General features: G+C 65.6%; 16 protein-coding genes and 1 pseudogene. 15 read left to right on the forward strand and 2 right to left on the reverse strand.

Annotated elements, in window-relative coordinates:
- Window positions 1-9: 9 nt before the first annotated feature.
- Genes ABD340_RS10680 through ABD340_RS10695 form a run of 4 tightly spaced genes read left to right on the forward strand, consistent with a single transcriptional unit; the run spans window position 10 to window position 2,668 of the window.
- A complete protein-coding gene (locus tag ABD340_RS10680) occupies window positions 10-579 on the forward strand; it encodes a 3-phenylpropionate/cinnamic acid dioxygenase subunit beta (protein ID WP_344588566.1) in 570 nt (189 codons plus the stop codon).
- Window positions 580-593: 14 nt separating this feature from the next.
- The gene (locus ABD340_RS10685; RefSeq protein WP_344588568.1) at window positions 594-1,451 is read left to right on the forward strand and encodes an alpha/beta fold hydrolase; all 858 of its coding nucleotides are present in this window, start codon (window positions 594-596) and stop codon (window positions 1,449-1,451) included.
- A complete protein-coding gene (gene hcaB / locus ABD340_RS10690) occupies window positions 1,448-2,281 on the forward strand; it encodes a 3-(cis-5,6-dihydroxycyclohexa-1,3-dien-1-yl)propanoate dehydrogenase (protein WP_344588569.1) in 834 nt (277 codons plus the stop codon). Before ABD340_RS10685 ends, hcaB begins: the two co-directional genes overlap by 4 nt.
- Window positions 2,282-2,314: 33 nt before the next feature.
- Complete coding sequence (locus tag ABD340_RS10695; RefSeq protein WP_344588570.1) at window positions 2,315-2,668, forward strand: hypothetical protein; 354 nt, start codon at window positions 2,315-2,317, stop codon at window positions 2,666-2,668.
- Between the two features lies 1 nt (window position 2,669).
- Here the strand turns inward: ABD340_RS10695 and ABD340_RS10700 are convergent, their stop codons facing one another.
- Window positions 2,670-3,461, reverse strand: coding sequence for an IclR family transcriptional regulator (locus ABD340_RS10700; RefSeq protein ID WP_344588571.1), 792 nt, complete (start codon window positions 3,459-3,461; stop codon window positions 2,670-2,672).
- 69 nt (window positions 3,462-3,530) lie between these two features.
- On the opposite strand from ABD340_RS10700, the gene ABD340_RS10705 reads away from it, so the two are divergent.
- The 8 genes from ABD340_RS10705 to ABD340_RS10740 all read left to right on the forward strand — a co-directional run bounded on the left by ABD340_RS10705 (window position 3,531) and on the right by ABD340_RS10740 (window position 12,040).
- Complete coding sequence (locus ABD340_RS10705; protein WP_344588574.1) at window positions 3,531-4,193, forward strand: helix-turn-helix domain-containing protein; 663 nt, start codon at window positions 3,531-3,533, stop codon at window positions 4,191-4,193.
- Between the two features lie 226 nt (window positions 4,194-4,419).
- The gene (locus tag ABD340_RS10710; protein WP_344588575.1) at window positions 4,420-5,127 is read left to right on the forward strand and encodes a TetR/AcrR family transcriptional regulator; all 708 of its coding nucleotides are present in this window, start codon (window positions 4,420-4,422) and stop codon (window positions 5,125-5,127) included.
- 204 nt (window positions 5,128-5,331) lie between these two features.
- Window positions 5,332-6,927: a class I adenylate-forming enzyme family protein gene (locus ABD340_RS10715; RefSeq protein WP_344588576.1), complete on the forward strand. Its 1,596-nt coding sequence runs from the start codon at window positions 5,332-5,334 to the stop codon at window positions 6,925-6,927.
- A complete protein-coding gene (locus ABD340_RS10720) occupies window positions 6,924-7,658 on the forward strand; it encodes an enoyl-CoA hydratase/isomerase family protein (RefSeq protein ID WP_344588577.1) in 735 nt (244 codons plus the stop codon). The genes ABD340_RS10715 and ABD340_RS10720 overlap by 4 nt, the downstream gene beginning before the upstream one ends.
- A 563-nt stretch (window positions 7,659-8,221) precedes the next feature.
- Window positions 8,222-9,535, forward strand: a complete 1,314-nt coding sequence (locus ABD340_RS10725; RefSeq protein ID WP_344588578.1) for an MFS transporter — start codon at window positions 8,222-8,224, stop codon at window positions 9,533-9,535.
- A 4-nt stretch (window positions 9,536-9,539) separates the two neighbouring features.
- Window positions 9,540-10,292, forward strand: coding sequence for an amidase family protein (locus ABD340_RS10730; RefSeq protein ID WP_344588579.1), 753 nt, complete (start codon window positions 9,540-9,542; stop codon window positions 10,290-10,292).
- 25 nt (window positions 10,293-10,317) lie between these two features.
- Window positions 10,318-10,974, forward strand: coding sequence for an amidase family protein (locus ABD340_RS10735; protein WP_344588580.1), 657 nt, complete (start codon window positions 10,318-10,320; stop codon window positions 10,972-10,974).
- A 46-nt stretch (window positions 10,975-11,020) separates the two neighbouring features.
- Complete coding sequence (locus ABD340_RS10740; RefSeq protein ID WP_344588582.1) at window positions 11,021-12,040, forward strand: phosphotriesterase family protein; 1,020 nt, start codon at window positions 11,021-11,023, stop codon at window positions 12,038-12,040.
- 81 nt (window positions 12,041-12,121) lie between these two features.
- Here ABD340_RS10740 and ABD340_RS10745 read toward each other — a convergent pair.
- Window positions 12,122-12,451, reverse strand: a pseudogene (locus ABD340_RS10745) (transposase); the annotation flags it as partial.
- Here ABD340_RS10745 and ABD340_RS10750 point away from each other — a divergent pair.
- The 3 genes from ABD340_RS10750 to ABD340_RS10760 all read left to right on the forward strand — a co-directional run.
- Window positions 12,450-13,007, forward strand: a complete 558-nt coding sequence (locus tag ABD340_RS10750; protein ID WP_344588583.1) for a hypothetical protein — start codon at window positions 12,450-12,452, stop codon at window positions 13,005-13,007. The pseudogene ABD340_RS10745 and the gene ABD340_RS10750 overlap by 2 nt on opposite strands.
- Window positions 13,008-13,510: 503 nt before the next feature.
- Window positions 13,511-14,053 (forward strand): delta-60 repeat domain-containing protein, encoded by a 543-nt coding sequence (locus ABD340_RS10755; protein WP_344588584.1) that lies wholly within the window; start codon window positions 13,511-13,513, stop codon window positions 14,051-14,053.
- A 304-nt stretch (window positions 14,054-14,357) separates the two neighbouring features.
- Window positions 14,358-14,593 (forward strand): transposase (locus ABD340_RS10760; RefSeq protein WP_425547330.1); only part of this gene is annotated, 236 nt, incomplete at its 3' end.

Genomic DNA, 14,593 nt, shown 5'->3' on the forward strand with positions numbered 1-14,593 from the left:
AAGGACACCGTGAGCATCACCACCGACACAACGGCGAAGGCGGGCCGACGCGCCAGTCGCGACCTGCACTTCGAGGTCGAGCAGCTCTACTACGAGGAGGCCGAGCTGCTCGACGACGGCCGGTTCACCGACTGGCTGGATCTGCTCGCCGACGATCTGGATTACTGGATGCCGACCCGGACCAACCGGTTGCGCCGCCAGCAGGCCCTGTCGGTGGCCGCCCGGGGGGAGGCCGCGTTCTACGACGAGACCAAGGAGAGCCTGGCGTGGCGGATCCGGCGGTTCGACTCGGGCATGGCCTGGGCGGAGGATCCTCCGTCGCGCACGCGCCATCTGGTGGCGAACGTGGTTGCCCACCATGTCGACCCCGCCGAACATCCGGACTTCGCCGAGGACGACCTGCTCGTGCGGTCGTCGTTTCTGGTCTACCGCAACCGGCTGGAGCGCGAGGAGAACGTCTTCGCCGGGCGCCGCACGGATGTCCTTCGCCGGCACGAGGACCGGTTCCTCGTCGCGCGCCGAAAGATCCTGCTCGACCAGAACATCCTGCTGGCCAAGAACATCTCCACCTTCTTCTGACAGGGGCTGTGAAAGTGACCGACGTTTCACTGAAACACCACCAGGTGACGACCTCGCTCGGGGAGATCGCCGTCGCCGAGGCCGGTGAAGGCCCGGTCCTGGTGATGCTCCACGGCGGCGGCCCCGGCGCGTCCGGCGTGAGCAACTACCACCAGAACCTGCCCGCGCTCGCGCAGCGGTTCCGCGTCGTGATGCCCGACCAGCCCGGGTTCGGCGGGAGCTACCGGCCCACCGAAGCGGACCTCGACGCCCGCTCCATCACCGAGATCACCGTCGACGCCCTCTTCCAAACCCTCGACGCCCTCGGTATCGAGCGGTTCCACTTGCTCGGCAACAGCCTCGGCGGTGCCGCGGCGATCGCGATGGCGCAGGCCAGGCCCGAGCGGGTCACCGGCCTGGTGCTCATGGCGCCCGGCGGCGGATGGCTGCCGTTCGGTCCGACACCGACCGAGGGACAGAAGGAGATGTTCCGTTATTACAACGGTGGCGGGCCGACCGAGAAGAAGATGGCGAACTTCATCCGCACGATGGTGTTCGACCACAAGCAGTTCGGTGCCGACGTCGTCAAGGCACGCTACGAGAACTCGCTGGACGAGAGCCACATCGAGTTCTACCACCGCTACAACGCCGCTTTTGCCAAGCGGCACGGCATGGACCCGTTGTGGCGGGACCTGCACAAGATCAAGGCGCCGACGCTGCTGCTGTGGGGACGCGACGACCGCACGATCACCTTCGAGGGCGCGCAGATCATGCTCAAGCAGATCCGGGACGTCCAGCTGCACGTGTTCGGCAACTGCGGTCACTGGGTCCAGCTCGAGCGGCGGCACGAGTTCGAACGTCTCGTCACCGACTTTCTGAGGGAGCGGGCATGACCGGCTGGCTGGACGGCTACAGCGCACTCGTCACCGGCGGAGGATCCGGGATCGGCCGCGCCGTCGCCGAACGGTTCGTCACCGAAGGCGCCTCGGTCACCGTCCTCGGGCGCGACCTCACCCGGCTCACCGAGGTGGTGAAATCCTCCCCGGCCCCGTCGCGGATGCATGCCGTCGAGGCCGACGTGCGCAGCTCGGAGCAACTGCACCAGGCGGTCGCCGAGACCGTCGAGCGGTTCGGCAAGCTGGACACGCTGGTCGCCAACGCCGGTATCTGGGACTACCAGCGCCAGCTGACCCGGCTGAGTGCCGAGGAGCTGGAAGCGACCTATGACGAGCTGTTCTCCATCAACCTCAAGGGCTACTTCCTCGCCGCGGAGGCGGCGTGGCGGGAGCTGGTCAAGACGCGCGGCAGCATCGTGATGACCCTGTCCAACGCCTCCTTCTACGTCAACGGCGGTGGTCCCGTGTACACCGCCAGCAAACACGCGTGCCTCGGTCTGATGCGGGAGCTGGCCTACGAGCTCGCGCCGAAGGTCCGGGTGAACGGCGTGGCCTGTGGCGGCATGAACACCGACCTTCGCGGCCCGGAGGCACTGTCCATGAAAGACCGTTCGCTGGCCGACTCGTTCGCCAAGAAGCCGGCCGACGCGGCCCCGCCGCCGATCCCGCTGTACGACTCCAGTACCGACCCGCGCGATTTCACCGCCCCGTACGTGATGCTCGCTTCCCGTGAGCAGAGCGGTCCTATCACCGGGGAGGCCATCCGGGTGGACGGCGGAATCGGGGTCCGCGGTTTCGCCCGTGCCGCGGGCGGCGACCACCTCTGACGTTCGTCGACGAGCCCTTTCAGGAGACCTGAGATGCCCTCCGAGCCTGTGGCCCTGGCACGCTGCGCGACCGGGCGCCTGCGCGACGCCTACCCGGTGAACAGCCACGACGTGGAGGTGCGACTGACCGAACCATTGCCCGCCGACGAGGTCACCAGGGTTCTGGGTCAGGCGAGCCGGGGCGTGTTCGAGCAGGAGCCTCACTGCCGGCGCGTCGTCTTCGCCGTCCCGGTCGACGATCTCGCCACGCTGGCGGCCGCCGAGTCCGCCGGGTTCCGGTACGTGGTGGACGTCGACCTCCCGGGCGCGGAGCTCAGCCTCCTCGTGGCCGAGCCCGCGTGGGTCACGGCGGTCGACATGGACCTCGACCGGGTGCCGGGCACGTGACTCAGGCAGCGGCCTTCGCCAGCACCTGCGAGGCCGCCGCGCTGACGCGCCGCACTTCCACGTTCGCGCGGTCGAGGTCGATCCGACCGGTCTGGCCGGCGACGGACAGGGCGGCCACCACGCGCCTGCCCGGCCCGAAGACGGGCGCGGCGACACAGCTCAGCCCCGACCAGCTCTCCCCGTGGTCGAAGGAGACTCCGACCTCGCGGATCCGGGCCAGCTCCGCGAGCAGGTCGTCGGAGGTGGTGATCGTGCTGCCGGTCAACTGCCGGAGCGGAACGGCCACCGCCTGCGCGGCGGCTTCCGCGTCGTAGGCGAGCAGCACCTTGCCCACCCCGGTGCAATGCGCCGGCAGGCGCCCGCCGATCCGCGACGGAGCGAGCACCGAGTGGTGGCCGTACAACTTCGCCGGGAACACCACGTCCGGGCCGTGCAGCATGGCCAGGTGGACCGTCTGCCTGGTGAGCTCGTACAAGTCCGTCAGGTGCGGCAGGAGTCGATCCCGGAGCGCCTCGTGGCGCCGCGGGTACACCGCCTGACCGAGCTCGTGGAGACGGGCGCCCAGCCGGTAGCCGGTGCCGGCACGCTCGACCACCCCGTTGCGTTCGAGCATGCCGAGCACGCGGTGCGCGGTCGACTTGCTCAGCTGCGCCCGCCGCGCGAGCTCACTCACCCCGATACCGGTGCTCGCCTGGTCACCGAAAGCCACCAGCAGACTGATGGCCTTGTCGACAGCCGCCCGGTCGTCACGGAGAACGCCGTCGCGGAGAGCTTCGGCGGCGGACGTGGTCATGGTGGATCACCTCTGCTTCGAGGACGGGAGCGTCAACTTCAGTAACCGTTCTGGCACTTCTAAGAGACAATGATGCAAAACCGCTCAGTGTTCGTCAATATTGACGGTATGTACATTAAAAGTGACGGCCGCCCCGGTGAGAACGAGCTGGTCGCGCGGAACCTCCGCCGGTACCGGCAGGAGCGCGCCATGTCCCTCGGTGAACTCGCGCGCCGTTCGGGCTTGTCCAAACAGACGCTGTCGAAGATCGAGCAGGGAGCCGGCAACCCGACGGTCGAAACCCTCTCGCTGCTCGGTGCCGCGCTGGACGTCCCGGCTCGGCGTCTGCTGACCGAGTGGGGCACGCCGGTCTACGTCCAGCGCCGCGACGATGCGGACTGGGCGGATGCCGGACAGTGGTCGGAGCGGATCCTCGACGAGACCTACGGATCGGGCTACGTGCGCACCTTGCTGCTGCGCCTTGAGCGGGGCGAAGAGGCCGACGTTATCGAGCCGCACACGCTCGGTGCCCTGCACCACCTCTATGTCGTCAGCGGCAGGCTGCGCACGGGGCCGCTGAACGAACCGGTGGATCTGTCCGCCGGCGACTTCGTGCGTTTCCCCGGTGATGTCACCCACCGGCACGTCTGCCTCAGCGACCGCGTGCTGGCGCACATGGTCACCACGATCCCGCAAGTTCGGCAGTTCGGGCCGACAGTCACCAAGGGGGGCGCCCAGGAACGTGAGGCCTAACCGCCGCAGCGGAGCGCTGGCCGCTGTAGAAGGTCAGGCGTAATGTACAGGGGACATCGTAGCGATGTACACTGGCCAACGACCGCCCGGGGCACCCTCGTCGCCCGTAGCGTTCGGACTCGGGTCGGCGTTGTTGTCTCCGCTCAGTCGGGTGCGCACCCAAGTACTGTGCGTCGAAATCCGCTCGTTCCGGGTCGGGCACGTGTACCGCAGAGCAAGGAGCATCATGACCAAGGCGGCGAAGCCGGACGCAAAGGCTCGCCTTCCCCTGACGAGAAAGGCGGTGCTCGACACCGCCTTGAAGATCGTCGATGAAGCCGGACTCGATGCTCTGACGATTCGCGCCATCGCCCGCGAACTCGGGGTCTATCCGAACGCTGTCCACTGGCACGTCGGGTCGAGGACCAACTTGGTGGGCGCGGTCGCTTCTCGCCTCTTCGACGAGATCACTTTGCCCGACCCGCGAAAGCACACATGGGACGAGTGGCTGGAGGTCGTTGCGCGGCAGTGGCGTGACGCGATGCACCAGCATCCGAACATCGCAATGGTTGCCGGTACGCACCTCGTCACCACTACCGGCGCCATGCCGATCGTGGAACGCATTCTGTCCGTCCTGTTGGATGCGGGTTTCGAGGACGAAAGTCTCGTCGATGCGTACAACGCGTTCGTCGGTTTCGTCCTCGGCTGGCTCACGGTGGAACTGTCACGGGAACCCGAGAATGCCGATCGTGGCTGGAAAGACGAGTTCGAGGAAGATCTCGACCAGTTGGACCCGAACACGTTCCCCGCCTTGACTTCCGCGATGCCTCGGATGCGGAACGCCGCATTCCTGACCCGTTGGGACTCCGGACGACAGCAACCCATGGCAGGCGCGTTCGATGCGGCGCTGACGGTGTTGATCTCCGGACTTCGGGCTTCCGTTCCGAAGCGTTGACCGGCTGGCCGCGGCGTGGACTCCTCGTCGGTGTCGATGAGACGGTCGGAGATGGTGCGTCTCAGTGCGCCCCATTCGAATCCGTTGCCGAGCGGTCCACCCGCCGCTCGCGACGGTGCCCGCGTAACCGCGGATCCTTGGGCAGGCAGGCCGGAAGCCCCCTTGCCCCTTGGGCAAAGCTATTGTTCGCTGTACAATACTGTCATGTCTGACGAACAAACACGGTCGTCGGTGGGCGAATGGCGCAGCGTGGGCGAGCTGATCACCTGGGCGGCAGCGGCATACGGTCCTGCCGATGCCTTGCGGTTCGAGGGTGAGACGATCAGCTTCTCGGAACTCGATCAGCACACCGCACGCCTTGCGCAGGTGTTCCAGGGGATGGGGATCGATCCCGGTGATCGCATCGCGATCATGCTGCCCAACGGCATCGCCTGGCCGGCCATCTGGTTGTCGGCGATCCGTGCCGGCGCGGTCGTCGTGCCGATCAACAAGCAGTACCGGTCGGCCGACCTCGAATTCGTGTTGCACGACTCTGGTGCCTCCTTGGTCGTGACCGATGACGTGCTGGTCGAACTGGTCGCCGAGGTGGCTCAGCGCTGTTCGACGGTTCCAGCGATTCGAACGGTCGGAGAGCTCGACGCGCTCGCCGCGGAGCTGTCCGGGCAGGGTGACGGTGCCCAAGGGGACGTCGAGCCGGGGGCACTCGCCAACCTGCAGTACACCTCGGGATCGACCGGATTCCCGAAGGCCTGCATGCTGACCCACGACTACTGGCTTCGGGCTGCGGATCAGATGCGGGAGCTCGCGGAGCTTTCGAGCTCCGATGTCGTCATCACGGCACAACCGTTCTCCTACATGGATCCCCAGTGGAACGTGGTCATGTGCCTTATGGCGGGTACGCCGCTCGTTGTCCTGCCCCGGTTCTCGGCGTCCGGGTTCTGGGCATCCGCCCGCGAGGCCCGCGCCTCGGTGGTCTACCTGCTCGGCACCATGCCGATGCTCCTGTTCAAGCAGCCTCCTTCCGAGCTCGACCTCGCGAACGACATGCGCGTCGTGCTGTGTTCCGGGATTCTCCCGAACATGCACCATGCCTTCGAAAGTCGGTGGGGGGCACCGTGGCGCGAGGTGTACGGGCTCACCGAGACCGGTGGTGATCTCGGCGTTCCCCTCGGCGCGGCGGACCGCACGGGAACCGGCACCGTCGGTAAGCCACTGGGGCGAAAGGACGTCCGGATCGTGGACCGGGACGGTGAGTACGTGCCCCACGGGACGACCGGCGAGATCGTCGTCTCCGGACCGCCCTCCATGACCGGCTACTGGAATCAGCCGGATCTCACGGCCGAGGTGTTCCGGGACGGCTGGTTTCATACCGGCGATCTTGGGCATCGCGACGACGACGGCTGGTTCTATCTCACTGGGCGCCTCAAGGACATGGTGCGGCGCGGGGGCGAGAACGTGTCGTGTGCCGAGGTGGAGGCAGTGGTCGTCGAGCATCCCGATGTGCAGTCCTGTGCCGTCGTCGGTGTGAGTGACGAACTGTTCGGTGAGGAAGTGAAGGTGTTCGTCCAGCCTCGGCCCGGATCGGCGCCGACGCCGGTGCAGATCCTCGAGTTCGCCCGGGAACGCCTGGCGAGGTTCAAGGTCCCCCGGTACGTGCAGTTCGTGGACAGTTTTCCCATGACGCCGTCCGAGCGGGTGGCCAAGCACGAGCTTCGTCGTCGGTTCCCCGACGACGGTGACCACGGTTTCGACGCGCTGGTGGAGGCGAAACGGACGGCCGGCCGCAGGGTGACATCGTGAACGCGACCTCGCCGACAGCGACTGACGATCGCATCGTTGTCATCGAACGCGACGACGTCGCGGTCATCCGTATCGATCGTCCGACCAAGCTCAACGCCCTCACCCGTGGCATGCGCCTCGCCCTCACCTCAGCGGTGCGCGCGTACGGGGACGGGACGCGGGCGAAGGGGATCGTCGTCACGGGCGCGGGACGTGCCTTCTCCGCAGGTAAAGACCTGTCGGAAGGATTCGAAGGGAGCTTCCAGGACTCGCTCGACGATTTCAACGACATGACGCGCGCGATCCTGGCCACGAAGGTCCCGACGATCGCGGCGATCAACGGTATCGCTGTGGGCGGAGCGGCCGAGTTCACACTGTGCTTCGATGCGCGCGTGGGCGCGCCGACGGCCGAGTTCTACTTCCCCGAGAACATGTTGGGGCTCCCCATCTCCAATGCCTCGAGTCTGCTTCTCCCGCGATTGGTCGGACCCGCGCAGGCGAACCGATTGCTGCTGGAGTCGCCTCGTACGGATGCCTCCCGCGCACTCGCACTTGGACTTCTCGACGACGTGCACGAACCCGGTGACCTGGTCGACGAGGCGGTCGAACGTGCACGGAGATGGAGCAGCCCCGGCGCGAACGGCTTAATGCTGAGCCTGCTTCGCCCCGTGCCCGATGCGGTCGAGGCCGCCATGGACAGAGAGTCGCGCGTCGCGGCCGCGATCTGGAGTGAGCTGAAGCAGTCCACCTGACCCGATCGTCCGCCGTGCGGCGGGAGTGTGCCCGCGGTGCCCGACCAGCAGAACTGGCCTGCTGGTCGGGCGTTTCCTCTCTGCGGGGCAGGTGCGGCGTTCGGGTCGCGCCGGCGGCGGCGGGGAACTTCCCGGAGGGCTACTCCACCTCGGGGAGACGGGCTGACAGTCCAGGCCAACTCGTAGTGCGACCGCGGAACCCGACGTCAACCCGACTGCATTGACCTCTGTACAAGTGCTCTTGTTCTGTGTACATTCGGAGGATCCCGATGTGACCCACGGAACACCGGGCCAGCGACGACCCGACTGCTGAGGCGGTTCCTGTAGTCCACAGGAACGACGTCAGGTCTCCCCCCGGAGGACGACCGGCCGATCGGGGCGCGGATCGCCCGCATCGTCGCTGCCCGGGGCGAGCAGTTCCCGGGCGCTACCAGCGCTCGGCTGGGCTGCTCCGCAACCAACCACACGATTGCGGTGCGTGCGGGGTTCGATCCCGGCGTGCAGTCTCAAAGAGAGTGAGTGTCCCCCTGATGTCAGAAGTTGCCAGCTCACCCACTCCTGGCGTGAGCGACCAGAGACCGGCCGGCGGCGCGCGACGCGTGCTGATATCGAGCTACATCGGGTCTGTTGTCGAGTGGTACGACTTCATGCTGTACGGAACGGCCGCAGCACTGGTCTTCAACCGGCTGTTCTTCACCGACCTGGATCCGGCGGCGGGCACGATCGCTTCGTTCGGCACCATGGCTGTCGGATATCTCGCCCGACCGCTCGGTGGCATAGTCTTCGGGCATTTCGGGGATCGGCTCGGCCGGAAGAAGATGCTGGTCACCAGTATCCTCATGATGGGCTTCGCGACCGTACTCATCGGCGCCCTTCCCACCTACGAGCAGATCGGCATCTGGGCGCCCATCCTGCTGGTCCTCCTGCGGCTCGTCCAGGGTGTGGCGGTCGGCGGCGAGTGGGGCGGAGCGGTCCTGATGACACTCGAACACGCCAAAAAGAACCGGCGCGGGCTGTGGAGCAGCGTCGCGCAGATGGGTACTCCTTCCGGCCTGCTGCTGTCGACCCTCGTGTTCTCGCTTTTCGCTGCGCTTCCCGAAGAACAGTTCCTGTCGTGGGGTTGGCGTGTTCCGTTCCTGGTCACTGTCGTCATGATCGGACTGGGCCTCTGGATGCGACTCGGTGTCGAGGAAAGCCCCGTATTCCAACGGGCTCAGGCCGCGGCGGCCGCGAAGCCGGGGGCCGCCGAACCGAAGCTGCCGCTCGTCGGCCTCCTGCGGCGAAACCCGCGACAGGTCGTCCTCGCCTCCCTGATCGGTTTCGGTCCCTTCTTCGCGAACTCGATCCTGATCCACTTCATCGTTTCGTACAGCGTCGACATCGGATACGACAAGTCGGTCACCCTGCATGGCCTGATGGTCGGGTCCCTCGCCTCGATGGTCTGCCTGCCGCTCTTCGCCGCCCTCTCGGACCGCATCGGCCGGCGACCGGTGTACCTGGCGGGCGCCCTACTCCTCGCGGCCAACTCATTCCTGCTCTTCACCATGGTCAATGCTCAGTCCTCGGGACTGCTGATCCTGGGCTTCGCGATCTCGATGGGAGTCCACGCCATGATGTACGGCCCGATGGGGGCCTTCATGGCAGAACTGTTCGGTCCACGCACCCGCTACACCGGCGCATCGATCGGATACCAGGTCGCCTCCATCGCGGGTGGGTTCGGCCCGATGATCGGTGGTGCCCTGCTGGAAGCGGCCGGCGGCCCGCCGCACACCCTGTACCTTTCCCTCTTCATGTCCGCGATGCTCGCGCTCACTGTTCTCGCCGTCGTGATCGTCAAAGAGACCAACAAGACCGACCTGGCGAGCGAGCGGCCCTGATCTCATGCAGGACATCGTGTGCTTGGAAGCCTCGGAACTCAGTGAGGGGATCGCGCAGCGCCACGTCTCGTGCCGTGAGGTCATGACGGCGCACCTCGATCACATCGAGGCCGTCAACCCGACGATCAACGCCCTCGTCGCCGTGCAACCTCGTGAGGACCTGTTGCGCCAGGCGGACGAGCGTGACCGGGAACTGGGCGCGGGGCGCCGGCGGTCGTGGATGCACGGATTCCCCCACGCGGTCAAGGACCTCACCGAGGTCGCGGGGATCCCCTTCACCGCAGGCTCTCCGATCCACCGGGAACGGATCGGGCGCATAGACGACGCGTTCGTACGGCGTCTGAGGAATGCCGGAGCGACGATCATCGGCAAAACCAACACACCCGAGCTGGGTCTCGGTTCGCAGACCTACAACCCGGTCTGGGGCACCACTGTCAATCCGTATGACACCACACGAACTGCCGGCGGCAGCAGCGGAGGCGCCGCTGCCGCCCTGGCAGCCCGTATGGTGCCGGTCGCTGACGGCAGCGATTACATGGGATCGCTGAGAAACCCCGCGGCCTTCACCAACACCGTCGGGTTCCGCCCGAGCCTCGGCCGCATTCCGAAGCCAGGCTACGTCGCCCAGTTGTCCACCATAGGACCGATGGGCCGCACCGTCACCGATGCCGCGCGCCTCTTCGACGAGGTGATGGCGAACCCTGCCACTCGGGTGCGGGGGCGGCCGGTCGGACCGGTGGTCCGAACCGGCAGATGACCTGACAGGCACACGGTTGGCGTGGATGGGCGACCTGGGCGGGCACCTCGCGTTCGAGGGAGGTCTCCTTGAGCTGTGCGAATCCTCACTCCGGGCGTTCGAAGATCTCGGAGCCACCGTGGAACACGTCGTCCCGGACTTCGACTTCGACGAACTCTGGGACGCCTTCCTCGTGTGGAGATGGTGGCATTCGGTCGACTTCGCCGAACTGTACGACGACCCGAAGACCCGTGCACAACTCAAGCCGGAAGCCCTGTGGGAGATCGAGAACGGCCTGAGGTTGAGCGCTCGCGAGATCAGTCGGGCCGCCGAGGTCCGCACCCGCTGGTACCAGGCAGTGGCGCAGCTGTTCGAACGCCACGATTTCGTCGCCGCGCCGGCAACGCAGGTGTTCCCCTTCGACGCCGCGCAGCACTGGCCCCGGGAGGTCGGGGGACGAACCATGGACACCTACCACCGCTGGATGGAGACCGTGGCTCCGTGGTCGCTCACGGGCTGCCCCGTGCTCGCGCTGCCGGCGGGCTTCGACGACCGCGGCCTACCAGCGGGGATCCAGCTGATCGGCCCACTCCGCCAGGACCTGTCCGTCCTGGCTACCGGCCACCTCTACGAGCAGCAGACCCAGTGGGTCACCCGGCGCCCACCCGAGCCGGCTCACTACCCTCAGGCAGCCAGACCGTAGCGGTCAACGAGCCGAACATCCGAACACGAGGGGTACACCAGCACACATGCCTGTCACTACCGTCCTCGGCAGCATCGACACCACCCGGCTCGGCCACACCCAGCCGCACGAACACCTGTTCTGCGATCTGCGGGGTTACCTCCGTCCAGAACACCGACAGGGGCACCCGATCGGCCTGGCGAACTACTACCGGAGCCGAGTCGACCGCGACAATGCCGAAGACATGGTCCTCGACGATGTGGAGGCTGTCGCGGACGCGCTCGAGGACTACCACCGGGCCGGTGGCGGATCCATCGTCGACGCCACCCCGCGCGGCCTGGGCCGCAGCCCGGAGACCCTCCTGCGAATCGCGCGGCGATCCCGCGTCAACATCATCATGGGATGCGGTTACTACACCCAGCCGTTCCACCCCGGTTCTGTTCACCATGACACCGAGGAAGACATCACCAACGGCATCGTTGCCGATCTCGTCGATGGTGTCGATGTCGGCGGGACCACGGTTCGGGCGGGCATCATCGGCGAGATCGGCATGTCCTCGCCGACCCATCCCGACGAGGAGAAAGTGCTCCGGGCCGCCGCCCGGGCTCAACGCCTCACCGGTGCGGCATTGTTGATACATCCGGGACGATCGCCCGAGGCCCCGCTGCAACATCTGGGCACGGTCGCCGCCGCGGGCGGCGACATCGAGCGGGTGGTGATGAGCCACATCGATCGGACGCTGTTCGACCTCGACGCCATGCTCGCCGTGGCCGACACCGGATGCGTCCTCGAGTTCGATCTGTTCGGAAGCGAAACGAGCTACTACCCGCAGAACCCAGATGTCGACCTCCCCAATGACGGGCACCGCGTCCACTACATCCGTGAGCTCGTCGACCGAGGCTACGGCAGTCAGGTGGCCATCTCCGAGGACGTGTGTCGCAAGACCCAGCTCAAACCGTACGGAGGGGAAGGATACGAGCACATCCTTCGACGCGTAAAACCGCTGATGCGGGTACGCGGCATCCGGGAGACCGACATCGAACAGATCACCGAGCGGACACCTGCCCGCCTTCTGAACCGGGACTGATGCCCCTATGGAGTCAAGCCACCATTGGTGCTGTGGCGCAAACAGAAGCCCAGCTCACATGCCATGAATGAGTTCTGGCGGCTCGTGCGACAGGTCGGTGCCATACACCTGTTTGAGGTGGTGCAGGATGTCGCGCACGCTCATGCCGTGCGCGTACAGGCTGATGATCATGTCGTCCAGGCAGCCCGCGACCCTGCCCGCGCGTTTGGGCACCAGCCCTCCCTGCCGATGAGCTGGAGTGGTCACGCCGCTTCGCCGCAGGCCGCTTACCGTTACCGAGACTTCTGCTGCGCCGACCCACCCGTGGACTATGCGGTCGTTCGACGCCCCAGTCTGCGCACAGCCCGGTGCGACGTGGCCATTCTGGAACTCCAGCAATCCCCCGGATCCTAATGGCACTAGTGCGTGCATGATCAATGGGGACCAAAATTCCAATGGTGGAACTGCGCTCAATATGGCTTCATACACGGATAGGGCACAGCGCAACCTGAGGGTGGACCATCACCTGTTCTTCCTCGCCGAACTGGAGGAGCGCCCCAATATTCCGGACTTCACCAACCGACTGATCGCGGTCGCGCCGGGTTTTGCGGCAGTCAAAACCGGTATCTTCTCGGGGTATGTGCGGCTGGTCGTCGAAATCCACCACCGGGCACCGCCCGTGAGCGTGGACGAGTGGGACGAGGCTGTAGAAGTCACACTCGAAGCCACCGAAGGTGAAATGGAGGTTGCCGCAATGATGGATTGGGCACCGCCGTTTCCGGTTCTCACGCCTGCTGGCCCGGGCCACTACCGCGCACGAGTCCACGCTCGAGGCAGGGACACCGCGATTGATTCTGCGGTGGATGATCCGGTCGAGGACTACCTGATACAGGTATGGCCAGCGCCGGCGAAACCACAAATAATCTACAAACAGAATGACAGGTACGGTGCGCAGTGGATCCTACCCGAACCTCGCAATGATTCGTAGGCTGGCATCTGTATGCGGGGGGCTTTTGTTGAATGAACATCAGCCATCGTTTCGCTCAGTGCGCCTGAGTACTCCAGCCTGAACGTGAGGTCTTGGCTGACCAGGATTGGAGCGCATTACGGGCCGCTGCCAGAACTGGCCAGGCTAACCGAATTCGCGACTCCCATCACGCTGTTCAATTACCCGCGCCAGCCGTGACCGAGCCATCCCCGCTTAGGTTCGATGACCCGTTATGTTCAAGCGCCCCTGAACGGTGCTCCGAGGAAGTATACCGATGTCATCACTAAAGGGGAAGGTTGCTGCTACCGCATTCACGGCGTTAGCATTGTTCGCACAGGGAATCGGCGCCGCCCCGGCCGCGAGGGCAGACATTCAGCACAGCCGCGTCGTCAGCGAAAATCCTGTGGACAACACTCCGCACGTCCTCGATGGAACGGTGCGAGGAGTTGCCGTCGTCGGCAACAAGGTCATCGTCGGAGGCGACTTTAGTAATCCAGAACGCTGTGACAGGATCGCCGGTAATCGAGCAGAACCATCTATTCGCCTACGACAAGACCACAGGCCTGATCGAAGAGAACTTCAAACCCCAGATCGTTTTCAAGCCCGAGACTGCCCCCATCATCTACGCCGTCGCACCGGGGCCGGACAACACCGTCTTCATCGGCGGAAGATTCGAGACCATCAACAGAACGACCGCCAAGAGGCTCGCACGGCTTAACGTGTCCACTGGAGCAGCCGACACCAGATTCAACCGGTCGACCATCGACTTTGGTGTCATCACCTCTCTCGTCTCGCGCGGAGGCTTCCTCTATGCCAGCGGTGAGTTCGGAACGATCACCGACACCGTCACGAACGAGCGCCGGTCCAATCTCGCGCGCTTGAACCCCAATACCGGGGCGGTAGACCCGGCTTTCAACATCATCGCGTCAGAGAAGCGAGCCCAAGCGGCGCAGTTCAATGTGCGGAACATGGCCGTCGATCAAGCGCACACCAATCTACTGATCAACGGCACCTTCACCAAGGTCAACGGTGAGTCACGGCCGTAGATCGCTATGATCGATCTGGCCCCCGCCCCGACACTGTCGAGTTGGGCCACCGACGACTACTCAGGTGAATGCCATCCGGACTATCCCACCTACATGCGGGACATGGATTTCTCCCCCGATGGCTCCTACTTCGTCGTGGTCACCACAGGCGGCCCCGGCTATGGGACTACACGCCTGTGCGACACCGCCGCCAGGTGGGAGTGGAGCGCCCCGGGTTGGGCGGAGGCCCTGATACCTGGAAGGGTGAGGGGTTATGGCACCCCCGAGGAAGTACTCCGCTGAGCTGCGTGAACGCGCGGTGCGGATGGTCTTTGAACTGCGTGAGCAGACCGGTGAGAAGACCGGCACGATCGCCCGTGTGGCCGACCAGCTGGGGGTGCATCGGGAGGCGTTGCGGACCTGGATCCGCCAAGCCGAGGTCGATGGCGGAAAACGTCCAGGGACCACGACCAGTGACGCGCAGAGGATTGCGGGGTTGGAGCGGGAGAATCGTGAGCTGCGGCGGGCGAACGAGATCTTGAAGGCGGCCTCGGCGTTTTT

The sequence above is a fragment of the Actinomadura vinacea genome (assembly GCF_039532545.1).
GTDB lineage: Bacteria > Actinomycetota > Actinomycetes > Streptosporangiales > Streptosporangiaceae > Spirillospora > Spirillospora vinacea.

Excerpts from the sequence above, each read along its gene's own strand:
- ABD340_RS10750 (WP_344588583.1), top strand. The coding sequence starts at position 12,450 with ATGATCAATGGGGACCAAAATTCCAATGGTGGAACTGCGCTCAATATG.
- ABD340_RS10735 (WP_344588580.1), top strand. The coding sequence starts at position 10,318 with ATGGGCGACCTGGGCGGGCACCTCGCGTTCGAGGGAGGTCTCCTTGAG.
- ABD340_RS10700 (WP_344588571.1), bottom strand. The coding sequence starts at position 3,461 with ATGACCACGTCCGCCGCCGAAGCTCTCCGCGACGGCGTTCTCCGTGAC.
- ABD340_RS10730 (WP_344588579.1), top strand. The coding sequence starts at position 9,540 with ATGCAGGACATCGTGTGCTTGGAAGCCTCGGAACTCAGTGAGGGGATC.
- ABD340_RS10710 (WP_344588575.1), top strand. The coding sequence starts at position 4,420 with ATGACCAAGGCGGCGAAGCCGGACGCAAAGGCTCGCCTTCCCCTGACG.
- ABD340_RS10695 (WP_344588570.1), top strand. The coding sequence starts at position 2,315 with ATGCCCTCCGAGCCTGTGGCCCTGGCACGCTGCGCGACCGGGCGCCTG.
- ABD340_RS10715 (WP_344588576.1), top strand. The coding sequence starts at position 5,332 with ATGTCTGACGAACAAACACGGTCGTCGGTGGGCGAATGGCGCAGCGTG.
- ABD340_RS10740 (WP_344588582.1), top strand. The coding sequence starts at position 11,021 with ATGCCTGTCACTACCGTCCTCGGCAGCATCGACACCACCCGGCTCGGC.
- hcaB (WP_344588569.1), top strand. The coding sequence starts at position 1,448 with ATGACCGGCTGGCTGGACGGCTACAGCGCACTCGTCACCGGCGGAGGA.
- ABD340_RS10705 (WP_344588574.1), top strand. The coding sequence starts at position 3,531 with ATGATGCAAAACCGCTCAGTGTTCGTCAATATTGACGGTATGTACATT.